This window comes from Streptomyces sp. NPDC031379, assembly GCF_055569615.1.
Map to the genome: position 1 here is coordinate 238,879 of NZ_JBVIIT010000010.1, position 22,748 is coordinate 261,626.

The window sequence follows — 22,748 nt, forward strand, 5'->3', positions numbered from 1 at the left end:
ATGGTCGTGGCGTCCCGAAGGCGGCAAGCCGCCCTACGGCACAGTCGCCTCCGTGAGGCGCCCGAGCGTGGCAGGATCCCTCACCATGAGCGCGTCCCCGGCGGTGCGAAGCCTGCGGGCCGCGGTGTTCGCCGCGGTGTGCGTGCTGCTCGCCGCCGCCGGGCACGCCCTGGCCGTCGGCGGCATGCCGTCGCCGCGGGCCGACGCGGCCGGCTTCCTCGCTGTGTTCGCGTCCGGCTGGGCACTCGGCGGACGCGAGCGGTCGTTGCCCGGCATCGGCGCGGCCATGCTGCCCACCCAGGCGGGACTGCACCTGGCCTTCGGCGCGGCGCACCGGCGCGGCCCGGATTCCGCCCGGGCGGTCATGCGGCGCGGGGCGGCCATGCCGCGCAGATCGGCCACATCGGGGCACACCATGGCGGCGACGCGCACGCAGCCGGTTCACGCGCAGCCGGTTCACGCCCACTCGGCATACGCGCACACGGCGCACGCGTACACGACCCACGCCCCCATGACCCACGCGCACGCGATGCACGCGCACGCCGTGGCACACCCGGCCACCGCCCACGCCACCGTCGCCCACCTGCTCGCCGCGCTGGCCGCCTCCTGGTGGCTGTGGCGGGGCGAGGCCGCGCTGTGGTCGCTGCTGCGCCGGGCTGCCGCGCTGGTGCCCGGTCTCGTCGCCTGGTGGCGGGGCTCCCCGCTGCCCGCGCCCGCCGGTCACGCCACGAGCGTCACGGCCGACCCCGAGCCGCCCCGCCGCGCCCTGCTGCGGCACGCGGTGAACCGGCGCGGACCGCCGGCCCCGGTCCCGTACTCCAGCTGACCGTTCTTCACACGTCACCCGTACGGAGATCGACTCACGCATGTCCACGTCATGCAGCCCCACGCGCCGCGCCGTCGCCGTCACGGCCGTCGCCGCCGCCTCGGTCCTCCTCGCCGCCGGCGCCGCCTCCGCGCACGTCACCGTCCACCCGGAGAGCTACGCCGCGGGTGCCACCGACGGCGTGCTGACCTTCCGGGTCCCGAACGAGGAGGACGCCGCCTCCACCACCAAGGTCCAGGTCTTCCTGCCCACCGACCATCCCGTCCTCGGCGTCCTGGTCCATCCGCAGGACGGCTGGACCGCCAAGGTCACCACCACCAGGCTCAGGACGCCGGTGAAGACCGACGACGGCACGATCACCGAGGCGGCCTCCGAGATCACCTTCACCGGAGGGAGGATCGGCGCCGGTCGGTACGAGGACTTCGACGTCGCCTTCGGGCAACTGCCCGAAGGCATCGGCGAGCTGACGTTCAAGACCCTGCAGACCTACTCCGACGGCAAGGTCGTCCGCTGGATCGAGGAGCCCTCGGGCGGCGACGAACCGGAGAACCCGGCGCCCGTGCTGAAGCTGACGGCCGGCGACCCGGCCACCGCCCCGGCCCCTGCCACCGCCACCACCAGGGCGGCCGGCGCGAGCGACACCACGGCCCGCGGGCTCGGCGTCGCCGGCCTGGTCGCCGGCGTCCTCGGTCTCGCGGCCGCCGCCTTCGCGATCGTACGGAGCAGGGGCGCACGCTCGTAACCGCCGACGCGGTACGGCAGACAGGCGGAAGGGCCCGGACCGATCGGCGGCGGTCCGGGCCCTTCCCTGTGGCCGCTCAGCGCGCGGCCAGCTCCAGCAGCTTCGGCTCGGTGACCGGCGCCACGGCCGGTGTGCGGAAGGTGCGCCACAGCCACAGCACGTCCCGGCCGAAGGACCACATCAATGAGCCGAGAGACAGCAGGACCACCCCGAGACTCGCCAGGTGCGGCAGCAGCTCGGAGCCCGCCACCAGCAGGCAGATGCCCTGGACGGCGGCGACGGTCTTGCGGGCGAAGGACGGCGGCAGCGGGGCGTTCAGCCAGGGGGCGAGGCGGGCGGCGGCGACGAACGCGTACCGCATGCCGCCGATCAGCAGCACCCACGGGCCGAGCTGCATGGACACATACACACTCAGCACCAGGATCAGGAACGCGTCGACCTCCATGTCGAAGCGGGCGCCCAGCGCGCTCGAGGTGCCGGTCCGGCGGGCCACCTTGCCGTCCACACCGTCCAGGAGCAGGGCCACGGCGGTCAGGCCGACCAGCAGCGTCACCGGCGGCGCGCTCTGGAAGGAGTCCGCGACCAGCGCGGTCACCCCGCCGACCAGGGTCGCCCGGCCGAGCGTGACCCGGTTCGCGGGCCCGAAGGAGCTGAGCCGGGAGCGGTGCAGCGCCCGGGCGAGAACCGCCCAGGTGGCGAACGCGAAGGCGAGCCCGGTCAGCCAGCCGACCGGCCCCAGGCCGATCGCCGAGCCGAGCAGGGCCAGCAGCAGGATCTGCACGCCCGCTCCCACAGCGGTCTCCTGCTGGAGCCTCGCGTCATACGTGTTGTTCAGGGCCACCGCACACCCTCCGGCCGAGTGACAGAGTCGATCAACGCCGCGTACTGTGCGCGGCCTGTGCACTTCTCGGTACGTGAACAACTTCCCGATCGTTCAGGAGGATGCCGATGAACCGCTCGGCCCGCTCGTTCTGGCTGCGCTCACCGGGCCACGGCGAGCTTCGCGACGTCACCCTCCCGGAGCCCGCCGCGGACGAGGTCGTGGTGCGCGCGCTGTACTCCGGGGTCAGCCGGGGCACGGAGACGCTCGTGTTCCGCGGAGGGGTTCCCGAGAGCCAACACGCCGCGATGCGGGCTCCGTTCCAGGAGGGCGACTTCCCGGGCCCGGTGAAGTACGGCTACCTGAGCGTCGGCATCGTCGAGGAGGGCCCGGCTGAGCTGATCGGTCGAACGGTCTTCTGCCTGTACCCGCACCAGAGCCGTTACGTCGTTCCGGTGAGCGCCGTGACCGTGGTGCCCGAGCGGGTGCCCGCCGCGCGGGCCGTGCTCGCCGGGACCGTGGAGACCGCCGTGAACGCCCTGTGGGACGCGGCGCCACTGATCGGCGACCGGATCGCGGTGGTCGGCGGCGGCATGGTCGGCTGCTCGGTGGCCGCGCTGCTCGCCCGCTTCCCCGGCGTCCGGCTGCAGCTCGTCGACGCCGATCCGGCCCGCGCCAGGACAGCCGAGGCGCTCGGCGTCGACTTCGCCGCACCCGCCGACGCCCTCGGCGACTGCGACCTCGTCGTGCACGCCAGCGCCACCGAGGCCGGCCTCACCGGGGCCCTCCAACTCCTCGCCCCCGAGGGCACGGTGGTGGAACTGAGCTGGTACGGCGACCGGCGGGTCAGCCTGCCGCTCGGCGAGGCTTTCCACTCCCGCCGGCTCAGCCTGCGCAGCAGCCAGGTCGGCACCGTCTCCCCGGCTGCCCGCGCCGGCCGTGGCTACGGCGACCGTATGGCCCTCGCCCTCGACCTGCTCGCCGACCCGGCGCTGGACGCGCTCATCACGGGGGAGAGCGCTTTCGAGGAACTCCCCGACGTCATGCCGAAGCTCGCCTCCGGCGAGGTCCCCGCCCTGTGCCACCGGGTGCGGTACGCCGAGACGGGCCTGACCTGAGAAAAGAGTGAGAGAGGGCTGAACACGGGGAAGCGAAGAGCCGTACTACACGGCATCCCCCGGCAGGCAAGGGCAGGGGGGACCAGACGCGCCGCACCTGGAGGGTCGTCCGTTGTTCAGCATCACCGTCCGCGATCACATCATGATCGCCCACAGCTTCCACGGCGAGGTGTTCGGGCCCGCGCAGCGACTGCACGGCGCCACGTTCCTCGTGGACGCGACGTTCCGCCGCGAGCAGCTGGACGAGGACAACATCGTGGTCGACATCGGCCTGGCCACGCAGGAACTGCGCGCCGTCGTCGCCGAGCTGAACTACCGCAACCTCGACGACGAACCCGACTTCGCGGGCATCAACACCTCCACCGAGTTCCTCGCCAAGGTCATCGCCGACCGGCTCGCCGAACGCGTCCACAAGGGCGCCCTCGGCGAGGGAGCCAAGGGCCTGGCGGGGATCACGGTCACCCTGCACGAGTCGCACATCGCCTGGGCGAGTTACGAGCGTGGCCTGTGACCGACCTGACCGTGGAGTCCGCGCAGGGCACCGTGGAGAGGGCACGCCTCGCCTACGTGCCCGCGCAGTCCACCGCCGCCGAGAACGCCGGAATCATCCCCATGTCCCTGCGCACCGTCCACTTCGTCATGCCGGGCGGCGTCGACGACCCGGCCGCGCCCAGCGGCGGCAACGCCTACGACCGCCGCGTCTGCCTGGACCTGCCCGGCTTCGGCTGGCAGGTCACCCGGCACGCCGCGCACGGCACCTGGCCGCGCCCCGACCGGGCCGCCCGGGACGGGCTCGCCCGCACCCTTCGTGACCTGCCGGACGACGCGGTCGTCCTGCTCGACGGACTCGTCGCCTGCGGCGTCCCGGACATCATCGCGCCCGCGGCGGAACGCCTGCGGCTCGCGGTGCTCGTCCATCTGCCGCTCGGTGACGAGACCGGCCTCGACGCGACCGTCGCGGCCGATCTCGACACCCGTGAGCGGACGGTGCTGCGGGCCGTGCCGGCGGTGATCGCGACCAGTGACTGGGCGGTGCGCCGGCTCGTCTCCCACCACGGGCTCGCCCCCGACCGGGTGCACGTGGCGGCGCCGGGCGCCGACATCGCACCCCTGGCGGCAGGCACCGACGGCGTCTCCCGCCTGCTGTGCGTGGCCGCGGTGACCCCCCGCAAGGGGCAGCACCGGCTCGTGGAGGCGCTCGCGGCGGTACGGGACCTGCCGTGGACCTGCGAGTGCGTCGGCGGCCTCGGCCACGACCCCGAGTACGTCACCCATCTGCGCACCCTCATCGACCGGTACGGCCTCGCCGACCGGCTGCGGCTGGCCGGGCCGCGCTCCGGCGCCGACCTCGACGCCGCCTACGCGGCCGCCGATCTGATGGTCCTCACCTCCTACGCCGAGACCTACGGCATGGCGGTCACCGAAGCCCTCGCCCGCGGCATTCCCGTCCTCGCCACCGACGTCGGCGGCCTGCCCGAGGCGGTCGGCCGCGCCCCCGACGGAGGGGTGCCCGGCATCCTCGTCCCGCCGGAGGACCCCGCGGCGCTCGCATCCGAACTGCGCGGCTGGTTCGGCGAGCCCGACGTACGCCGCCGGCTCAAGGCCGCCGCCCGCGGCCGTCGCGCCGCGCTCGACGGCTGGGCGACCACCGCCCGCAGCCTGGCCGGAGTCCTGCAGCGACTCCCCGAAGCACCGAGGAGGGCGGCATGAGCACCCCGAAGACCGCATCGACCGCAGCTACCGCGTCGACCGCAGCGATTCCGGCCCAGCCGGGACCGAGGGGGCCGATCCCGTCCCGTCCCGGCCCGGCCGAGGAGGAGTCCGTGACAGCGGACGGCAAGGAATCCGAGGCGGTGCGGGGGGCCGAGACCGCTCCCGCCGGGGCCGCCGGTGCCGACGACTCCACCCCGGCTCCCGTCATCGCCGGCGCCGGTCCCGTCGCCCGGCCCGGCGAGCGGGCCACCGTACGGCTGCGGGACGGTGACGCCGAGGAACCGCCGCGGTACGCGCCCGAGTGGCTGCAGCTGCGGGAGGGCGCCGACGCGGCCGGCCGGGCGGAGGAGCTGCTGGACCCCTTGCGGATCCGGCTGGCCGACCTGGTTGCCCGGACCGGCGGCCTGGTCGTGCACGACCTGGGCTGCGGCACCGGGTCGATGGGCCGTTGGCTGGCGCCCCGCCTGGACGGTGCGCAGCACTGGATCCTCCACGACCGCGACCCGTACCTGCTGCACTTCGCCGCCGTGGCCTCCCCGCGCTCCGCCGCCGACGGCAGCCGCATCACGGTCGAGACCCGCCGCGGCGACGTGGCCCGCCTGACCCCCGACGCGCTCGCCGGGGCCTCGCTGGTGACCGCGTCCGCGCTGCTCGACGTACTCACCCACGAGGAGGTCGTCACCCTCGCCGACGCCTGTACCGGAGCCGGCTGCCCCGCGCTGCTCACGCTGTCCGTCGCCGGACGCGTCGAACTCGCCCCGGCCGACCCGCTGGACGCCGAGATCGCGGAGGCGTTCAACGCCCATCAGCGGCGCACGGGACTGCTCGGCCCGGACGCGGTCACCGTGACCTGCGAGGTGTTCTCCGAGCGCGGGGCGACGGTACGGGTGTCCCCGAGCCCGTGGCGGCTCGGCCCGGACGAGGCGGCGCTCACCGAGCAGTGGCTGCGCGGCTGGGTGGGCGCGGCCGTGGAACAGCGGCCTGACCTGCGCGACCGCGCCGACCGCTACCTGCGCGACCGGCTCGCCGCCTGCGCGGCCGGCGAGCTGCGGGTCGTCGTCCACCACAGCGACCTGCTGGCGCTGCCCCGGCCGAGCGGGGGCACGTCATGAGCGCGCGGGCGGTGGCAACGAGGGCGGGGACCGGGGCGCGCAACTCCGCCGTGCCCGGCACGCGCGCGAAATGCGCTGCCACCGCCCCCGCGCCCGACACCGCGATCGCCGGAACGGACCACGCCTGCGAGGCGGCTGCCACCGGTACGGGTCGTGTCGAGGGGTCAGCCGCTGTCGGTACGGGTCGTGTCGAGGGGTCAGCCGCCGCCGGCGCGGGCCGTATCGCGGGGTCAGCCGCTGCCGGTTCGGGGCGTTTGCCCGAGGCGGCCGCCGCCGGTCCGCGTCGTACGCCCCAGGCACCTCCGGCCGGTACCGGTCGTGCCTCCGAGGCGGACCCCGCTCGTAGCCGCCGTGCCCCCGATGCCGGCACCGCGCTCCTGGAGCCGCCGTCGTCCGAGGCCGTGCAGGCGGACGTGTCCGGTCCGGCGCAGGCCCGTGCCCCCCGCCGCCTCGACTCCCGTGCCCTGCGCACCCACTTCGGCACCGCCGTGGGTGTGGTCATCCTCGCCGCGCTGCTGTGGCGGCTCGGCACCGGGGTGCTGCTCGACGGGCTTCGGCGTATCGACACCGTGACGGTCCTGGCCGCGCTGGGCATCGGCGTGGTCACCACCGTGTTCAGCGCGTGGCGCTGGCAGTTGGTGGCCCGGGGGCTGCGCATCCGGCTGCCGCTGGGGCCCGCCGTCGCCGACTACTACCGGGCGCTGTTCCTGAACGCGGCGCTGCCCGGCGGGATCCTGGGCGATGTGCACCGGGCGGTGCGGCACGGACAGAGCGCCGGCGACCTCCGGCGCGGCGTGAAGGCGGTCGTACTGGAGCGGGTCGCGGGACAGCTCGCGCTGACCGTCGTCGGTGCGGCGGCGTTGCTGACCCTGCCGTCCCCGGTGCGTGCGCAGGCTCGCGGCTTCGCCCCGCTGGTGGCCCTCGCGGCCGCCGGCGCGCTCGCCGTCGTCCTCGCCGTCCGCATGAACCGCGCCCCCGCGCGTGGCGAGGGCGCTCTGCGCTCCGTCCTGCGGGAGACACGGCAGAGCCTGCTGTCCCGGCAGGGCGGTCCGGGCATCGCGTTCTCCTCCGCCGTCGTCCTCGCCGGCCACCTCGCGATGTTCGTGGTCGCCGCTCGGGTGTCCGGCTGCGCCGCTCCGGTCGCGGTGCTGATCCCCCTCGCGGTCCTCGCCCTGGTCGCGATGGGCCTGCCGCTGAACGTCGGCGGCTTCGGCCCCCGCGAGGGCGTCACCGCCTGGGCGTTCGGCGCCGCGGGCCTCGGCGCGAGCACCGGGGTCGCCGTCGGCGTCGTGTACGGCGTGCTCAGCTTCGTGGCGAGCCTGCCCGGCGCCGTCGTTCTCGTCTCCCGCCGCCAGGCGGGCCCGCGGCCCAAAGCCGCCGCGACGGCCCTCGGGGGCCCGCCCGCGACGGCCCCCGATCGCGCGCCCGCGACGGACCCCGGCCACGCTCCCGTGCCGGACTACCCGCGCCCCCCGGGCGAGGTGAGCAACGCGAGGTACGGCTCGAAGGATTCGACGAGGCTCGCCAGCAGTGCCTTCCCCTTTTCCGCGGAACCCAGGGAAGGACGGCCGATGACGCCCGATTCGGTATAGGCGGACATTCCCACGGTGAGCAGCTGCCGCCGGTCGTCGGCGGTGAAATCGGCGGACTCGTAACCAGGGCGGACGAATTCGGGGTGAGCGTGCAGCAGAATCGAGGTCTCGATTTCTCCCGCGTGCATGTCGGTGAGCAGCGAGGTCAGCACTCCGGCCCGTTCCCGCGCCGTCTCCCAGTCCTCGGCCGCCGGGAACAGTGCCATCCGCTCCCCACGCGCGGAGGCCTCCTGAACGACGTTGCCCAGTACGTAGTTTCCGCCGTGCCCGTTGACCACGACGAGCGCCCGCACGCCCGAGCGGCGCAGCGATTCGGCGATGTCCCGGACCACCGCGTGCAGGGTCACGGCGGAGATGCTGACGGTCCCCGGCCAGTTCGCGTGCTCGTGCGAGCAGGAGATCGTCACCGGAGGAAGGAGGTGCACGGGATACGCCGCGGCGATCTCCCGGGCCACGGCACAGGCGATCAGCGTGTCGGTCGCGAGCGGAAGGAACGGACCGTGCTGTTCGAAGCTTCCGACGGGAAGGACGGCGACCTGTGCTGAAACGTCCGCCCCCCGCGTCCGTACCTCTTCCGTGGTGTCCGTCGGCACCACTCCGTATGCCGCCGTTCGCGCGCCCGAATCACTCATCTCTTCACGGCCTTTCGTCTCTGCTTAGGAATCAGATCATGACAGAAAACATCGGCGTACTCGGCAAGAAGTCCCCGCGGCGTTCGGGCGCGGAACGCGTCGTGAATACGCCGTTGCCCACCGTGTACGGGAAATTCCAGGCGATCGGCTACCTGGACCACGACCGCGGTGACGAGCAGGTCGCCCTCGTCCACGGCGAGATCGGCACCGAGAACGTCCTGGTCCGGTTGCACTCGGAGTGCCTGACCGGGGACGCGTTCGGCTCGCAGCACTGCGAGTGCGGTGACCAGCTGGCCTCGGCGATGCGGGCGGTGGTCGCCGAAGGCAGCGGCGTCGTCGTCTACTTGAGGGGCCACGAGGGCCGCGGTATCGGACTGCTCGCCAAGCTGCGCGCGATGGCCCTGCAGGCGGAGGGCCTGGACACGGTCGAGGCGAACCTGGCGCTCGGGCTGCCCGTCGACGCCCGCGACTACGGCGTCGCCGCCCAGATCCTGCACGACCTCGGGGTGCGCTCGGTACGGCTGATGTCCAACAACCCGCGCAAGCGGGAGGCCCTGGTCCGGCACGGCATCCAGGTCGCCGAGCAGGTGCCGCTGCTGATCGAGCCGTGCGAGAGCAACATCACCTACCTGCGGACCAAGCGGGAGCGGATGGACCACATCCTGCCCCACCTGGACGCCGTGGCCCACGGCTCCTGACCCGCCGGCCCCCGTTGCGCGGTTCCGGCCCGGGCGCGCTGCGCGATGTCGTCGCCGCCGGCTCGACCTCCGAGGCGGCCGGCGGGGCGCGGGCGCAGTTCTCCGGCCCCGCGAGGACCCGGCCCGCTGCTCGGCACGGCCGACCCGGACGACCGGCCGGATCTCGCCACCGGCACCCACGACCGCCGGCCCCCCCCGGGGCTCGCCCAGGCGATGCGGCAGCGCGCTCTCCTGCGGTCCTGGCCGGTGGTCCGGACGAGTCGGTGATTGGCCGTTGCGTCCGCCGCCGCTCGGCCCGGGTGTCCGTCACGTCGTCGACGGCAGCCTGCCGGCAGGCCTGCACCGGGCGGCCGGGACCCCGGCCGCTCCGACCGGTGGCCGGCCGAACGCGCCGCGCGGGACATCGGTTCCGCCCGGTGGCGGGGTCAGTCCGCCAGTGCCTCGCGCACCAGCCGCCGTAGCTCCGGGAAGACCTTCAGGGTCTTCGGGCGGACCTGGGTCATGAACTGCACGGTGAGGTCGTGGCGCGGGTCGACCCAGAACGCGGTGGTGGCCACACCGGTCCAGCCGTAGGTGCCCAGGCTCGACGGGGCCAGGGTGCGGGACGGGTCCACCACCACGGAGACGTTGAAGCCGAAGCCGAGGCCGTCGTTGCCGGGGTCCCGGTGGACGGGGGCGCCGAAGTCCCGCAGGACCGCGTCGCCGGGCAGCTGGTTGCGGGTCATCAGGGCGACGGTGTCCGCGGACAGCAGCCGGGTGCCGTCCAGCTCGCCGCCCCGGCGGAGCATCTCCATGAACCGGTGGTAGTCGTGGGCCGAGGAGACCAGGCCGCCGCTGCCGGACAGGAACCGTGGCCTGCCGTGCACCGGCAGCCCCGGCACCGGTTCCGTCCCGCCCTCCTCGGTCTCGCCGTACAACTCGGCGAGGCGGCCGGCCTGTTCGGGCGCGATGTGGAAGCCGGTGTCGGTCATCCCGAGCGGGCCGAGGATCCGCTCGGCGAAGAACGCGTCCAGCGGCTGCCCGGAGACCACCTCGACGACCCGGCCCAGCACGTTCGAGGCGACCGAGTAGTTCCACTGGGTACCCGGGTCGAACTGGAGCGGCATGCGCGCGTACAGTTCGACGGTCTCGGCCAGAGCGGCACCCGGCGGCACCGAGTACTCCAGACCCGCCTCGCGGTAGAGGGCGTCGACCGGGTGCCTGTAGTAGAAGCCGAAGGTCAGGCCCGCGGTGTGGGTGAGCAGATGCCGGATCAGGATGGGGCCCGAGGCCGGGCGCGTGCGCACGTCGGCGCCCGAACCGCCTTCGTACACACGGGGTTCGGCGAACGCGGGCAGATGGCGGTCGAGCGGGTCGTCCAGGGACAGCGTGCCCTCCTCCACCAGGGTCAGCACCGCGACCGCGGTCACCGGCTTGGTCATCGAGTAGATCCGCCACAGCGTGTCCGGTTCGACCGGCAGCCCCGCCGCGACGTCGCGCCGGCCGTACGTGGTGAGGTGGGCGACCCGGCCGCCGCGGGCCAGGGCCACCAGGTAGCCGGGCAGCCTTCCCTCGTCGACGTGGCGGGCGAAGTGCCGGTCCAGACGGTCCAGCGCCCTGACGTCCAGCCCCGCCTCGTCCGGGTCGACTTCCCGCCGCAGCTGTCCCATTGCTCTCCTCCGCCCGCGTCGTACGCGGTGCGCTCCGGCCACTCCGCCGGCTGCGCACTCCTCTCTCATCGTCGCGCAGGATCACCGCCGGGGACCCGCTCATCAGCGGAGTGTGTGATCGACGCGACGCTCGCGGGCCCGGGCAGCGCCCCGGCCAGGGGCACACCGAGCGCGGCCACGGCCGCCAGGACGAGCAGCGCCGGGCCGGTGCCCGCGCCCAGCAGCGCGGTGGCCGCGGCCACACCCATGGCGGGGCCGATGTTCAGCGCGGTCTGCTGCAGCCCGCCGGCCACCCCCGCCACCGCCACGTCCGCCCGTCGTACGACCACGTGGGTGGCCGCCACCATCACCGTGCCGAAACCGGCACCCAGCAGGGCGAACCCGCACGCCAGGGCGGGCGTGGCGGCGGCCCGGGACAGCAGGAGGACGCCGAGCGCGAGCACGGCCGTCGCGGCTCCCGTGGTGGTGCGCGCCCCGAACCGGCGCAGCAGCACGGGACACAGGGCCGCGGCGACGATCATCAGCACCGCCAGCGGCAGGCTGCGCAGCGCGCTGTGGAACGGGTCGAGGCCGAGGCGGCGCTGCAGCACGTAGGTGGCGACGAACAGGGTGCCGAACAGGGACGCGGACACGGCGACCAGGACGCCGAGGGCCGCCCCGACCGCCCGCGAGCCGATCACCCGGGGCGGCAGCAGAGGGCTTGCCGTCCGCCGCTCGTGCCGGACCAGGGCGACGGCCGCGACCAGGGCGACGACGGCTCCGACCGGGGAGGCGGGCCGGACGGCCAGGGTGTGCACCAGACAGGCCAGCGTCACCGCGAGCAGCACCGCGCCCGGCAGGTCCAGCGGGGTCCGGGAGCCCGCCGGGCCGCGGTCCGGCCGTAGCAGGGCCGGCAGGCCGAAGGCGAGTGCGGGCAGCACGTTGACGAAGAACACCGCCCGCCATCCCAGGCCCGACACCAGCGCCCCGCCCACCAGCGGGCCCGCTGCCGCGGCCAGCCCGATCGCGCCGGTCCGCACGGCGAGGGGTGTCGCGAGCCCGTCCGCCGGGTACGCGGCCCGCAGCATGCCGAGCGTGGCCGGCTGCAGCAGCGCCCCGAACACGCCCTGCACCGCCCGCAGTCCGATCACCCAGCCCACCCCGGGGGCGAGGCCGAGGGCCGCCGAGGCCGCCCCGAACCCCAGCATGCCGAGCGCGAACACCCGCCGCTGTCCGTACCGGTCGCCGAGCCGCCCCGCGAACACCAGCAGGCTCGCCACCGCGATCAGATAGGCGGTGCTGGTCCACTGCACCTCGGCGAAGGTCGCGTGCATGTCCCGTTGCAGGCTGGGCTGCGCGACCGTGAGGACCGTACCGTCGAGCGCGACGATCACCGCGCCCGCGACGCTGCTCGCCAGGGTCCACCGCTGGTTCACCGGCCGTCCCCGGGGCCGAGGTGTGCGATCAGGACCGTGTCGAGGAGCGGCCCGAAGTCCTCCTCGCCGAGGGCGAGTTGGAGGCTGCGCCAGCGCCACAGCTGGGCGATGCCGTGCAGGTTCGCCCACAGCGCGCCGGCCACCTGCCGGGCGTCGGCCTCGGGGCGGACCCGGCCGACCAGGTCCGCGAGCAGGGAGAACAACGGCAAGCTGGTCCCCCGCAGCCCCAGGTGCCCGCTCTCCAGCAGGTCGTGACGGAACATCAGCTCGTACATGCCGGGGTTGTCCAGTGCGAACTCCACGTACGTCCGTGCCAGTGCGGCCACTTGGGCCCGGGGAGCGTCGGGGCCGTGCCCGAGCGCCGCGCGCGCCCGGTCGGCCAGGTCGGCGAAGCCCCGCCGGGCGATGGCCGACAGCAGTTCCAGATGGGTGGGGAAGTAGCGGCGCGGCGCCCCGTGCGAGACCCCCGCACGCCGGGCGATCTCCCGCAGGGTGAGCGCCTGCAGCCCCTCGGTGGCGAGCAGCTCCACGCCCACGTCGACCAGGCGGGCCCGCAGGCCGGTGTCGGACTCAGTCATAGACACTGTCTACCAGCCTCGCGTAGACAGTGTCTACCGCTGCTTGCGCGTACGGGAATGCGCGGCCCGGTGCGGCGGGTTGACCCAGTCATGACCCAGGACTCCGCGCAGGACGCACTGTTCGATCTGCTCTCCGACGGCCACGGCGGGGTGCTGGTCACCCTCAAGCGCGACGGCCGCCCCCAGCTGTCCAACGTCAGCCACGCCTACTACCCCGACGAGCGGGTCATCCGGATCTCGGTCACCGACGACCGCGCCAAGACCCGCAACCTGCGCCGCGATCCGCGTGCCTCGTACCACGTCACCAGCAGCGACCGCTGGGCGTACGCCGTCGCCGAGGGCACGGCCGAGCTGTCCCCGGTGGCCCGGGACCCGCACGACGAGACCGTCGAGGAGCTGATCCGGCTCTACCGGGACGTGCTCGGCGAGCACCCGGACTGGGACGACTACCGGGCCGCGATGGTCCGCGACCGCCGCCTCGTGGTGCGCCTGCGCGTGGAGCGGGTCTACGGGGCCCCGAAGCGCTGACCTCCGGGCGGCGGCGGGTTCACGGTGCCTCGGCGGTCCGCGCCTCGATCGCCCGCAGCACGGCGACCATGTCCTCGCCGCCGTGGCCCTGTGCCACCGTCTCCTCGAACAGGGCGTGGCAGACGTCGAGCAGTGGTGAGGCGAGACGGGCCTTGCGGGCCGCCTCGGCGATGAGCCGGTTGTTCTTCAGCACGTCCAGCGCGGCAGCCTGCACCGCGAAGTCCCGCTCGCGCAGCTTGGGTGCCTTCATCCGGGAGACCCCGCTGGCCATGGGTCCCGCCTCGAGGACGTCCAGGAAGAGCCGCCGGTCCAGGCCCTGTCGCTCGGCGAAGTGGAACGCTTCCGTCAGTCCGGTCACCAGGGTGATCAGGAAGAGGTTCACGGACAGCTTCATCAGCAGGGCGCCGGGCACCGGGCCGCACGCGAACGACTCCCGGCACATCGGGGTGAGCAGCGGCCGTACGGCGTCCACGACGGCCTCCTCGCCGGCGAGCATGGCCACCAGCCGCCCCTGTTCCGCCGGGACCCGTGATCCGGAGACGGGTGCCTCGACGTACCGGCCGCCGGCGGCGCGGACGTCGCTCTCCAGGGCGCGGGAGTACTCGGGGGAGGTCGTGCCCATGTGGACGACCGTGCGTCCCGCGACGCGTGCGGCCAGGGCGGGGGTGCCGCGGCCCAGGACGGCGTCCGTCGCGGCCTCGTCGGCGAGCATCAGCAGCACCACGTCCGCCCGCGCGAACACCTCGCCGGCGTCGGCGGCGACCGTGGCCCCGGCCGCCCGCAGTGGTCCGGCGCGTTCCGGGGTCCGGTTCCACACCACGAGGGGCGTTCCGGCGCGGGCCAGCCGCAGCGCCATGGGCCGGCCCATCACTCCGAGGCCGATGAAACCGACGTTCACGGGGACCGCCCTTCGCTCCACGGGCCGACTATGACAGCGGTCATAGTAGCGGGTGTTATGACGCCGGTCATAGAGTGGGGCGAGGATCGGAGGTCGGCGATGGGCGACGTACGGCGGGGACCGCGGGAGCGGATGGTGTTCAGCGCGGCGCAGCTCATCCGCCGTGACGGGGTCGCCGCGACCGGTATGCGCGAGGTCGCGGCGCATGCCGGGGCACCGCGGGGCTCCCTCCAGCACTACTTCCCGGGCGGCAAGGAGCAACTGGTCAACGAGGCCGTCGACTGGGCCGGGCGGTACGCGGGCCGGCGGATCGCGCGCTTCCTGGCCGGGCTGGACGAGCCGAGCCCCGGCGGGCTGTTCGCGGCGATGGTCGCGCAGTGGAGCGACGAGTACGCCGCGGACGGATTCGCCGCCGGCTGCCCGGTCGCCGCCGCCACCATCGACTGCGCCGCGGCCGGCACCTCGACCCGCGAGGCGGTGGCCGCCGCGTTCGCGACCTGGCGGGCCCCGCTCGCCGAGGCCCTCACCGGCATGGGCGTCCCCGGGGCCCGTGCCGGGTCCCTGGCCACGCTGATGATCAGCACCCTGGAGGGAGCGATCATCCTCGCCCGCGCCGAACGGGACGTACGGCCCCTGACGACCGTCGTACGGGAACTCGGGCCTCTGCTCGACGCGGCGGTGGCCCCGGCGGAATGACCGCGGACGTGCGTGACCGGGACCCCCTCCGAGCGGGAGACCGTCAGACCGCGGACCGCTCCGCCGTGAGGTAGGCGATCACCATGTCCCCGAGCATGGTCCGGTACCGCTCCCGCTGGGCGGGATCCACCAGGTCCCGGCCGAACAGGGCGCCGAAAGTGTGCCGGTTGGCGACCCGGAAGAAGCAGAACGAGCTGATCATCGCGTGCAGGTCGACCGCGTCCACGTCGGCCGTGAAGAGCCCGGACTCCCGCCCGGCGGCCAGGATCCGGCGGATCACCTCCAGCGCCGGGGAGCCGATCCTGCCGAGCTTCTCGGAGGCGGCGATGTGCTCGGCGCCGTGGATGTTCTCGATGCTGACCAGACGGATGAAGTCCGGGTGCCGCTCATGGTGGTCGAAGGCCAGCTCGGCGAGGCGCCGGATCGCCGCGACCGGGTCCAGGTGTTCCACGTCCAGCTGCCGCTCGGCCTCCCGGATCTCCCCGTACGCCCGCTCCAGCACGGCCGTGAAGAGCTGCTCCTTGCCGCCGAAGTAGTAGTAGATCATCCGCTTCGTGGTGCGGGTGCGGGCCGCGATCTCGTCGACCCGGGCGCCGTCGTAGCCGGCCCGCGCGAACTCCTGGGTGGCCACATCGAGGATCTCGCCCTTGGTCCGGGCCGCGTCGCGCACACGCGCCGCGGGTCGCAGCGGTTCTTCGACGCTCGTCATCGGTTTCCTTCGGGCCGTGGGACGCCTGGGCGGCACGCGCGTTCGCGTGCCGGTGATTGTAGAAGCAGGGCCGCGGATCCCCGCGGAGGACTTCCTCACATCCCGCACGGCTGTCACGCGGGGCGGCGGCCGGTGAGGCCGGGGGCCCGCTGCACGACCGCGGCCCGGGTCACACGAGGTGACCCGGGCCGTCGGCAGGGCGGTTACGGGCGTCTGTTCCACTCCGCGATCACGGGCCGCCCGTGCTCCGTGGAGAGGCGGCCGACCGTGCCGGTCGCCAGCTGGAACAGGCGGCCCTCGGCGGGCGGCAGGCTCAGCCGGCGGGCGGTGAGCACCCGCAGGAAGTGGGCGTGCGCGACGAGGATCACGTCGCCCGCGTCCTCGGCCAGGGCGGCGGTGACGCGGGCCAGGACCCGGTCCGCGCGGGCGCCGATCTCCTCGGGCGACTCGCCCGGGTGTCCCTCCGGGCCGGGCGGCACGCCGTCGGTCCACAGATCCCAGTCGGGCCGGGTGCGGTGGATGTCGGCGGTGGTGATGCCCTCGTAGCCGCCGTAGTCCCATTCGTGCAGGTCGGGGTCGGGCACGACCCCGATGAGACCCGCCAGTTCGGCGGTGCGCAGCGCGCGGCCCAGCGGGCTGGCCAGCGCGAGGGCGTAGGTCCGGCCGGTGAGGAGCGGGGCGAGGGACTTGGCCTGTTCCTCGCCGCGCTCCGTGAGGGGCAGGTCGGTCCAGCTGGTGTGCTGTCCCGACAGGCTCCACTCCGTCTCACCGTGGCGGACCAGCAGAAGGTCCCCCACGGCGGGTCAGTCCTTCTTCTCGACCGCGTGGCCGCCGAACTGGTTGCGCAGCGCCGCGATCATCTTCATCTGCGGTGAGTCGTCCTGGCGGGAGGCGAACCGGGCGAACAGGGAAGCGGTGATCGCGGGGAGCGGCACCGCGTTGTCGATGGCCGCCTCCACGGTCCAGCGGCCCTCGCCGGAGTCCTCCGCGTAGCCGCGCAGCTTCTGCAGGTGCTCGTCCTCGTCCAGGGCGTTGACCGCGAGGTCCAGCAGCCAGGAGCGGATGACGGTGCCCTCCTGCCAGGAGCGGAACACCTCGCGGACGTTCTCCACCGAGTGCACCTTCTCCAGCAGCTCCCAGCCCTCGGCGTAGGCCTGCATCATGGCGTACTCGATGCCGTTGTGGACCATCTTCGAGAAGTGCCCCGCGCCGACCCGGCCGGCGTGGACGTACCCGTAGGGGCCCTCCGGCTTGAGCGCGTCGAAGATCGGCTGCAGCCGGTCCACGTGCTCCTTGTCACCGCCGACCATGAGCGCGTAGCCGTTCTGCAGGCCCCACACGCCACCGGAGACACCGGCGTCGACGAAGCCGATGCCCTTGATGCCCAGCGCGGCGGCGTGCTTCTCGTCGTCCGTCCAGCGCGAGTTGCCGCCGTCGATCACCGTGTCGCCGGGCTCCAGCAGGTCGCCGAGTTCGTCGACGACGGTCTGGGTGGCGGTGCCCGCCGGCACCATCACCCACACCTGGCGGGGCGCGTCCAGCTTCTCGACCAGTTCGGCGAGGCTCTTGACGTCGGAGACCTCGGGGTTGCGGTCGTAGCCGATGACGGTGTGGCCGGCGCGGCGGATCCGCTCGCGCATGTTGCCGCCCATCTTGCCGAGGCCGATCAGACCAAGCTGCATGTCAGTTCACTTCCTGAGCGTTCTTGAGAGTGCGGTAGGCGGCGACGAGGGCCTTGGTGGACGGGTCGAGACCGGGCACGTCCGCGCCCTCGGTGAGGGCGGGCTCGACGCGCTTGGCGAGGACCTTGCCGAGTTCCACGCCCCACTGGTCGAAGGAGTCGATGTTCCACACCGCGCCCTGCACGAACACCTTGTGCTCGTAGAGGGCGATCAGCTGCCCGAGCACGGACGGGGTCAGTTCGGTGGCGAGGACCGTGGTCGTGGGGTGGTCGCCCTTGAACGTGCGGTGCGTCACCTGCTCCTCGGGCACGCCCTCCGCGCGGACCTCCTCGGCGGTCTTGCCGAAGGCGAGGGCCTGGGTCTGGGCGAAGAAGTTGGCCATCAGCAGGTCGTGCTGGGCCTTGAGTTCACCGCTCAGCTCGTCGACGGGGCGGGCGAAGCCGATGAAGTCGGCCGGGATCAGCTTGGTGCCCTGGTGGATCAGCTGGTAGTAGGCGTGCTGCCCGTTGGTGCCGGGCGTGCCCCACACGACCGGTCCGGTCTGCCACTCCACCGGGTCGCCCGCACGCTGCACCGACTTGCCGTTGGACTCCATGTCCAGCTGCTGCAGGTACGCGGTGAACTTGGACAGGTAGTGGCTGTACGGCAGCACCGCGTGCGACTGGGCGTCGAAGAAGTTGTTGTACCAGACGCCCAGCAGGCCCAGCAGCAGCGGCGCGTTGGCCTCCGCGGGTGCGGTGCGGAAGTGGTCGTCGACGATCCGGAAACCGTCGAGCATCTCCCGGAACCGGTCCGGGCCGATGGCGATCATCAGGGACAGGCCGATGGCCGAGTCGTACGAGTAGCGGCCGCCGACCCAGTCCCAGAACTCGAACATGTTGTCCGGGTCGATGCCGAACGCGGTCACCTTCTCCGCGTTCGTGGACAGGGCCACGAAGTGCCGGGCGACGGCCTTCTCCTCGCCGTCGAACGCCTTCAGCAGCCAGGAGCGGGCCGAGGTCGCGTTCGTGATCGTCTCGATCGTGGTGAAGGTCTTGGACGCGACGATGAACAGCGTCTCCGCCGGGTCCAGGTCGCGGACGGCCTCGTGCAGGTCCGAGCCGTCCACGTTCGACACGAACCGGAACGTCGACTCCCGTGCGGTGTACGGGCGCAGTGCCTCGTAGGCCATCGCGGGACCGAGGTCGGAGCCGCCGATGCCGATGTTGACCACGTTCTTGATGCGCTTGCCGGTGTGGCCGGTCCACTCGCCCGAGCGGACCCGGTCGGCGAAGCCGGCCATCTTGTCGAGGACCGCGTGGACCTTCGGCACGACGTTCTCGCCGTCGACCTCGATCACGGCGTCCCGCGGGGCCCGCAGCGCGGTGTGCAGCACGGCCCGGTCCTCGGTGACATTGATCCTGTCACCGCGGAACATGGCGTCCCGCAGCGCGAACACGCCGGTGGCGGTCGCGAGTTCCTGGAGCAGCGCCAGGGTCTCGTCGGTGATCAGGTGCTTGCTGTAGTCGATGTGCAGATCGCCCACCCGCACGACGTACCGCTCGGCGCGGCCGGGGTCCGTCGCGAACAGCTCGCGCAGGTGCGGCTGCCCCTCGGCGCGGTGATCGGCGAGGGCCGTCCACTCGGGCCTGCGGGTGAGCTTGGGGGTGTCTGACGGTGCGTCGGACATGTCAGGCGTTCTCCTTGGTGGCCTCGCCCTGGAGGGCGATGGCGTACATCTCGTCGGCGTCGAGGCGGCGCAGCTCCTCGGCGATGAGTTCGGAGGTGAGGCGGACCTTCAGGGCGAGGGTGCGCGGCGGCTGCCCGGGCAGGGACAGCTGCGCGAGCGGGCCCTCGGGGCGGTCGATGACGATCTCGCCGTTCGGGGTGCCCAGGCGCACGGCGGTGACGACAGGACCCGCGGTGACCACGCGGTCCACGGAGACGCCCAGGCGGGCCTCCAGCCAGCGGGCCAGCAGCTCGGCGCTGGGGTTGTCCGCCTCGGCCTCGACGGCCGCCGACGTCACCTTCACCCGCGCCTGGTCCAGGGCGGCGGCCAGCATGGACCGCCACGGGGTGAGCCGGGTCCAGGCGAGATCGGTGTCGCCGGGCGCGTAGTTGCGCATCCGGGTCTCCAGCACCTCGAGCGGGCGCTCGACGGCGTACAGGTCGGTGATCCGGCGCTGGGCGAGGGCGCCGAGCGGGTCCTTGGAGGGGGTGTCGGGCGCGTCCACGGGCCACCACACCACCACCGGGGCGTCCGGCAGCAGCAGCGGCAGGACCACCGAGTCGGCGTGGTCGGACACCTCGCCGTAGGTGCGCAGCACGACCGTCTCGCCGGTGCCCGCCTCCGAGCCGACCCGGACCTCGGCGTCCAGGCGGGAGGCGGTGCGGTCGCGCAGCGTGCGGGCGTGCCGCTTGATGACGACCAGGGTGCGCGAGGGGTGCTCGTGCGAGGCCTCCTCGGCCGCCTTCAGCGAGTCGTAGGCGTTCTCCTCGTCCGTGACGATGACCATCGTCAGGACCATCCCCACGGCCGGGGTGCCGATGGCGCGGCGGCCTCGCACCAGCGCCTTGTTGATCTTGCTTGCCGTGGTGTCGGTCAGATCGATCTTCATGGCCTGCGCCAGCTCCGTCCGTCTCGTGCGAGCATCTCGTCCGCTTCCCTCGGTCCCCAGCTGCCCGACGCGTAACTCGCCGGCCTGCCGTGCGCCGTCCAGTACTCCTCGATCGGGTCGAGGATCTTCCAGGACTCTTCCACTTCCTGGTGACGGGGGAACAGGTTGGCGTCGCCGAGCAGCACGTCCAGGATGAGCCGCTCGTACGCCTCCGGGCTCGACTCGGTGAACGACTCGCCGTAGGCGAAGTCCATCGACACGTCCCGGATCTCCATCGACGTGCCCGGCACCTTCGAGCCGAACCGCACGGTCATGCCCTCGTCCGGCTGGACGCGGATGACGATCGCGTTCTGGCCCAGCTCCTCGGTGGCGGTGGAGTCGAACGGGGAGTGCGGGGCCCGCTTGAAGACCACCGCGATCTCGGTGACCCGGCGGCCGAGCCGCTTTCCGGCGCGCAGGTAGAAGGGGACGCCCGCCCAGCGGCGGTTGTCGACGCCCAGCTTGATCGCGGCGAAGGTGTCGGTCTTCGACTTGGGGTCGATGCCCTCCTCCTGGAGGTAGCCGACGACCTTCTCGCCGCCCTGCCAGCCGGCCGCGTACTGGGCGCGCACGGTGTGCCTGCCCAGGTCCTCCGGCAGCCGCACCGACTTCAGCACCTTCAGCTTCTCGGTGAGCAGCGCCTCCGCGTCGAACGCGATCGGCTCCTCCATGGCGGTCAGCGCCATCAGCTGCAGCAGGTGGTTCTGGATGACGTCACGGGCGGCGCCGATGCCGTCGTAGTAGCCGGCCCGGCCGCCGATCCCGATGTCCTCGGCCATGGTGATCTGCACGTGGTCGACGTACGACCGGTTCCAGATCGGCTCGTACATCTGGTTGGCGAAGCGCAGCGCCAGGATGTTCTGGACGGTCTCCTTGCCGAGGTAGTGGTCGATCCGGAACACCTGGTCCGGCTCGAACACCTCGTGCACGATCGCGTTCAGGTCGCGGGCGCTGCCCAGGTCGTGGCCGAACGGCTTCTCGATGACCGCGCGCCGCCAGGAGCCCTGCGGCGGGCTCGCCAGGCCGTGCTTCTTCAGCTGCTGCACGACCTTCGGGAAGAACTTCGGCGGCACCGAGAGGTAGAACGCGAAGTTGCCGCCGGTGCCGCGGGAGGCGTCGAGTTCGTCGACGGCGCCCTTCAGCTGCTTGAAGGCGGTGTCGTCGTCGAAGTCGCCGGGGATGAACCGCATGCCCTCGGAGAGCTGCTGCCAGACCTCCTCGCGGAACGGGGTGCGGGAGTGCTCGCGCACCGCGTCGTGCACGACCTGCGCGAAGTCCTGGTCCTCCCAGTCCCGGCGGGCGAACCCGACGAGGGAGAAGCCCGGCGGCAGCAGGCCGCGGTTGGCCAGGTCGTACACGGCCGGCATCAGCTTCTTGCGGGACAGGTCACCGGTCACACCGAAGATGACCAGACCGGAGGGGCCCGCGATGCGGGGGAGCCGGCGGTCGCGGGCGTCCCGGAGCGGGTTCACCCAGTCGGCGGCCGGGGCCACCGGCACGCGCACCTCTTGCTGCGCGGCCGGGGCCTCAGGAGCCTGGTTCGTCATCACGCGTCAACTCCCTTGTTCTCCAGGGACGTGGAGACGGCGTCCAGCAGGTCCTGCCAGGCCGCCTCGAACTTGGCGACGCCCTCGTCCTCCAGCTGCTGGACGACCTCGTCGTAGGAGATGCCGAGCCGCTCGACGGCGGCCAGGTCGGCGCGGGCCTGCGCGTAGCCGCCGGTCACCGTGTCACCGGTGATCTCGCCGTGGTCGGCGACCGCGTTCAGGGTGCCCTCCGGCATCGTGTTGACCGTGCCCGGCGCGACCAGCTCGTCCACGTACAGCGTGTCCTTGTAGGCGGGGTCCTTCACACCGGTGGACGCCCACAGCGGACGCTGCTTGTTCGCCTTGTCCCCGGCGAGGGCCGACCAGCGGTCGGACGAGAAGACATCCTCGTAGGCCTCGTAGGCGAGGCGGGCGTTGGCGAGGGCCGCGCGGCCCTTGAGCGCGAGGGCCTCGTCGGTGCCGAGGGCGGTCAGCCGCTTGTCGATCTCGCTGTCCACGCGGGAGACGAAGAAGGACGCCACCGAGTGGACGGTCGACAGGTCTATACCGCGCTCACGTGCCTTCTCCAGGCCGGCCAGGTAGGCGGCCATGACCTGGCGGTAGCGCTCCAGGGAGAAGATCAGCGTCACGTTGACGCTGATGCCCAGGCCGATGACCTCGGTGATCGCCGGGAGACCCGCCTCGGTCGCCGGGATCTTGATCATCACGTTGGGCCGGTCGACCAGCCAGGCCAGCTGCTTGGCCTCGGCGACGGTGGCCACCGTGTCGTGGGCGAGGCGGGGGTCGACCTCGATGGAGACCCGGCCGTCACGGCCGCCGGAGGCGGTGTACACGGAGTCCAGCACGTCGGCGGCGGCCCGCACGTCGGCGGTCGTCATCATCCGCACGGCCTCGTCGACCGTGACACCCCGTACGGCGAGGTCGGTCAGCTGCTCCTCGTAGCCCTCCCCGGAGCCGATGGCGGCCTGGAAGATCGACGGGTTCGTCGTGACACCGACGGCACTGCCGCTCGCCACCAGTTCGGCGAGGCTGCCCGAGGTGATCCGCTTGCGGGACAGGTCGTCCAGCCAGATCGACACGCCCTCGTCGGCGAGGCGCTTGAGGGCTCCCGGGGTGGCGATTGCTTCAGTCACAGTGATCATCTTTCTTTCGCGTCG

General features: G+C 73.1%; 22 protein-coding genes and 1 pseudogene. 10 read left to right on the top strand and 13 right to left on the bottom strand.

What is annotated here, in order from left to right:
• The first annotated feature begins 85 nt into the window (after positions 1-85).
• Together ACZ5CW_RS17190 and ACZ5CW_RS17195 are read left to right on the top strand one after the other, a co-directional pair.
• The gene (locus ACZ5CW_RS17190) at positions 86-826 is read left to right on the top strand and encodes a hypothetical protein (protein ID WP_468601976.1); all 741 of its coding nucleotides are present in this window, start codon (positions 86-88) and stop codon (positions 824-826) included.
• Positions 827-866: 40 nt separating this feature from the next.
• Positions 867-1,568, top strand: coding sequence for a YcnI family protein (locus tag ACZ5CW_RS17195; RefSeq protein WP_468601978.1), 702 nt, complete (start codon positions 867-869; stop codon positions 1,566-1,568).
• Between the two features lie 76 nt (positions 1,569-1,644).
• Here the strand turns inward: ACZ5CW_RS17195 and ACZ5CW_RS17200 are convergent, their stop codons facing one another.
• Positions 1,645-2,409, bottom strand: coding sequence for a CDP-alcohol phosphatidyltransferase family protein (locus ACZ5CW_RS17200; RefSeq protein ID WP_468601980.1), 765 nt, complete (start codon positions 2,407-2,409; stop codon positions 1,645-1,647).
• A gap of 107 nt (positions 2,410-2,516) precedes the next feature.
• Between ACZ5CW_RS17200 and ACZ5CW_RS17205 the strand changes: the two genes are divergently transcribed.
• From ACZ5CW_RS17205 to ACZ5CW_RS17225, 5 genes are all read left to right on the top strand, one after another.
• Positions 2,517-3,506 (top strand): zinc-dependent alcohol dehydrogenase, encoded by a 990-nt coding sequence (locus ACZ5CW_RS17205; RefSeq protein WP_468601982.1) that lies wholly within the window; start codon positions 2,517-2,519, stop codon positions 3,504-3,506.
• A gap of 112 nt (positions 3,507-3,618) precedes the next feature.
• The gene (locus ACZ5CW_RS17210) at positions 3,619-4,017 is read left to right on the top strand and encodes a 6-pyruvoyl trahydropterin synthase family protein (RefSeq protein WP_468601984.1); all 399 of its coding nucleotides are present in this window, start codon (positions 3,619-3,621) and stop codon (positions 4,015-4,017) included.
• Positions 4,014-5,216 (top strand): glycosyltransferase family 4 protein, encoded by a 1,203-nt coding sequence (locus ACZ5CW_RS17215; RefSeq protein WP_468601986.1) that lies wholly within the window; start codon positions 4,014-4,016, stop codon positions 5,214-5,216. The genes ACZ5CW_RS17210 and ACZ5CW_RS17215 overlap by 4 nt, the downstream gene beginning before the upstream one ends.
• Before the next feature lie 143 nt (positions 5,217-5,359).
• A complete protein-coding gene (locus tag ACZ5CW_RS17220) occupies positions 5,360-6,331 on the top strand; it encodes a class I SAM-dependent methyltransferase (protein WP_468602082.1) in 972 nt (323 codons plus the stop codon).
• A gap of 254 nt (positions 6,332-6,585) precedes the next feature.
• On the top strand, positions 6,586-7,923 hold the full coding sequence (locus tag ACZ5CW_RS17225; RefSeq protein ID WP_468601988.1) for a lysylphosphatidylglycerol synthase transmembrane domain-containing protein: 1,338 nt from the start codon (positions 6,586-6,588) through the stop codon (positions 7,921-7,923).
• Here the strand turns inward: ACZ5CW_RS17225 and ACZ5CW_RS17230 are convergent.
• Positions 7,809-8,555: pseudogene (locus tag ACZ5CW_RS17230) on the bottom strand (creatininase family protein); the annotation flags it as partial. The gene ACZ5CW_RS17225 and the pseudogene ACZ5CW_RS17230 sit on opposite strands and share 115 nt — an antisense overlap.
• Before the next feature lie 38 nt (positions 8,556-8,593).
• Between ACZ5CW_RS17230 and ribA the strand changes: the two are divergent.
• A complete protein-coding gene (gene ribA, locus ACZ5CW_RS17235; protein ID WP_468601990.1) occupies positions 8,594-9,253 on the top strand; it encodes a GTP cyclohydrolase II in 660 nt (219 codons plus the stop codon).
• A 425-nt stretch (positions 9,254-9,678) separates the two neighbouring features.
• Here the strand turns inward: ribA and ACZ5CW_RS17240 are convergent, their stop codons facing one another.
• The 3 genes from ACZ5CW_RS17240 to ACZ5CW_RS17250 form a co-directional block, all read right to left on the bottom strand.
• On the bottom strand, positions 9,679-10,902 hold the full coding sequence (locus tag ACZ5CW_RS17240; protein WP_468601992.1) for a serine hydrolase domain-containing protein: 1,224 nt from the start codon (positions 10,900-10,902) through the stop codon (positions 9,679-9,681).
• 65 nt (positions 10,903-10,967) lie between these two features.
• Positions 10,968-12,317 (bottom strand): MFS transporter, encoded by a 1,350-nt coding sequence (locus tag ACZ5CW_RS17245; protein WP_468601994.1) that lies wholly within the window; start codon positions 12,315-12,317, stop codon positions 10,968-10,970.
• Positions 12,314-12,895, bottom strand: coding sequence for a TetR/AcrR family transcriptional regulator (locus ACZ5CW_RS17250; RefSeq protein WP_468601996.1), 582 nt, complete (start codon positions 12,893-12,895; stop codon positions 12,314-12,316). Before ACZ5CW_RS17250 ends, ACZ5CW_RS17245 begins: the two co-directional genes overlap by 4 nt.
• A 90-nt stretch (positions 12,896-12,985) precedes the next feature.
• Between ACZ5CW_RS17250 and ACZ5CW_RS17255 the strand changes: the two genes are divergently transcribed.
• Complete coding sequence (locus ACZ5CW_RS17255) at positions 12,986-13,423, top strand: PPOX class F420-dependent oxidoreductase (protein ID WP_468601998.1); 438 nt, start codon at positions 12,986-12,988, stop codon at positions 13,421-13,423.
• A gap of 19 nt (positions 13,424-13,442) precedes the next feature.
• Here the strand turns inward: ACZ5CW_RS17255 and ACZ5CW_RS17260 are convergent, their stop codons facing one another.
• A complete protein-coding gene (locus ACZ5CW_RS17260; RefSeq protein ID WP_468602084.1) occupies positions 13,443-14,321 on the bottom strand; it encodes an NAD(P)-dependent oxidoreductase in 879 nt (292 codons plus the stop codon).
• 99 nt (positions 14,322-14,420) lie between these two features.
• Between ACZ5CW_RS17260 and ACZ5CW_RS17265 the strand changes: the two genes are divergently transcribed.
• Positions 14,421-15,017, top strand: a complete 597-nt coding sequence (locus ACZ5CW_RS17265; RefSeq protein ID WP_468602086.1) for a TetR/AcrR family transcriptional regulator — start codon at positions 14,421-14,423, stop codon at positions 15,015-15,017.
• 43 nt (positions 15,018-15,060) lie between these two features.
• Here the strand turns inward: ACZ5CW_RS17265 and ACZ5CW_RS17270 are convergent, their stop codons facing one another.
• From ACZ5CW_RS17270 to tal, 7 genes are all read right to left on the bottom strand, one after another.
• The gene (locus ACZ5CW_RS17270) at positions 15,061-15,726 is read right to left on the bottom strand and encodes a TetR/AcrR family transcriptional regulator (RefSeq protein ID WP_468602000.1); all 666 of its coding nucleotides are present in this window, start codon (positions 15,724-15,726) and stop codon (positions 15,061-15,063) included.
• 203 nt (positions 15,727-15,929) lie between these two features.
• Positions 15,930-16,523, bottom strand: a complete 594-nt coding sequence (locus ACZ5CW_RS17275; RefSeq protein WP_468602002.1) for a histidine phosphatase family protein — start codon at positions 16,521-16,523, stop codon at positions 15,930-15,932.
• Between the two features lie 6 nt (positions 16,524-16,529).
• Positions 16,530-17,408 carry a phosphogluconate dehydrogenase (NAD(+)-dependent, decarboxylating) gene (gene gnd / locus ACZ5CW_RS17280; protein ID WP_468602004.1) on the bottom strand — a complete coding sequence of 293 codons (879 nt, stop codon included), beginning with the start codon at positions 17,406-17,408 and terminating at the stop codon, positions 16,530-16,532.
• A gap of 1 nt (position 17,409) precedes the next feature.
• The gene (gene pgi, locus ACZ5CW_RS17285; protein ID WP_468602006.1) at positions 17,410-19,077 is read right to left on the bottom strand and encodes a glucose-6-phosphate isomerase; all 1,668 of its coding nucleotides are present in this window, start codon (positions 19,075-19,077) and stop codon (positions 17,410-17,412) included.
• A gap of 1 nt (position 19,078) precedes the next feature.
• On the bottom strand, positions 19,079-20,005 hold the full coding sequence (gene opcA / locus ACZ5CW_RS17290) for a glucose-6-phosphate dehydrogenase assembly protein OpcA (protein WP_468602008.1): 927 nt from the start codon (positions 20,003-20,005) through the stop codon (positions 19,079-19,081).
• Complete coding sequence (zwf, locus tag ACZ5CW_RS17295; RefSeq protein ID WP_468602088.1) at positions 20,002-21,591, bottom strand: glucose-6-phosphate dehydrogenase; 1,590 nt, start codon at positions 21,589-21,591, stop codon at positions 20,002-20,004. Before zwf ends, opcA begins: the two co-directional genes overlap by 4 nt.
• Positions 21,591-22,733, bottom strand: a complete 1,143-nt coding sequence (gene tal, locus ACZ5CW_RS17300) for a transaldolase (RefSeq protein ID WP_468602010.1) — start codon at positions 22,731-22,733, stop codon at positions 21,591-21,593. The genes zwf and tal overlap by 1 nt, the downstream gene beginning before the upstream one ends.
• Positions 22,734-22,748: the final 15 nt, after the last annotated feature.

Bases quoted from the DNA above. Each gene is read 5' to 3' on its own strand.
- ACZ5CW_RS17190 (WP_468601976.1), top strand. From the start codon at position 86: ATGAGCGCGTCCCCGGCGGTGCGAAGCCTGCGGGCCGCGGTGTTCGCC.
- ACZ5CW_RS17195 (WP_468601978.1), top strand. From the start codon at position 867: ATGTCCACGTCATGCAGCCCCACGCGCCGCGCCGTCGCCGTCACGGCC.
- ACZ5CW_RS17205 (WP_468601982.1), top strand. From the start codon at position 2,517: ATGAACCGCTCGGCCCGCTCGTTCTGGCTGCGCTCACCGGGCCACGGC.
- ribA (WP_468601990.1), top strand. From the start codon at position 8,594: ATGACAGAAAACATCGGCGTACTCGGCAAGAAGTCCCCGCGGCGTTCG.
- ACZ5CW_RS17240 (WP_468601992.1), bottom strand. From the start codon at position 10,902: ATGGGACAGCTGCGGCGGGAAGTCGACCCGGACGAGGCGGGGCTGGAC.
- ACZ5CW_RS17250 (WP_468601996.1), bottom strand. From the start codon at position 12,895: ATGACTGAGTCCGACACCGGCCTGCGGGCCCGCCTGGTCGACGTGGGC.
- ACZ5CW_RS17255 (WP_468601998.1), top strand. From the start codon at position 12,986: ATGACCCAGGACTCCGCGCAGGACGCACTGTTCGATCTGCTCTCCGAC.
- ACZ5CW_RS17265 (WP_468602086.1), top strand. From the start codon at position 14,421: ATGGGCGACGTACGGCGGGGACCGCGGGAGCGGATGGTGTTCAGCGCG.
- ACZ5CW_RS17270 (WP_468602000.1), bottom strand. From the start codon at position 15,726: ATGACGAGCGTCGAAGAACCGCTGCGACCCGCGGCGCGTGTGCGCGAC.
- gnd (WP_468602004.1), bottom strand. From the start codon at position 17,408: ATGCAGCTTGGTCTGATCGGCCTCGGCAAGATGGGCGGCAACATGCGC.
- pgi (WP_468602006.1), bottom strand. From the start codon at position 19,077: ATGTCCGACGCACCGTCAGACACCCCCAAGCTCACCCGCAGGCCCGAG.
- opcA (WP_468602008.1), bottom strand. From the start codon at position 20,005: ATGAAGATCGATCTGACCGACACCACGGCAAGCAAGATCAACAAGGCG.
- zwf (WP_468602088.1), bottom strand. From the start codon at position 21,591: ATGACGAACCAGGCTCCTGAGGCCCCGGCCGCGCAGCAAGAGGTGCGC.
- tal (WP_468602010.1), bottom strand. From the start codon at position 22,733: ATGATCACTGTGACTGAAGCAATCGCCACCCCGGGAGCCCTCAAGCGC.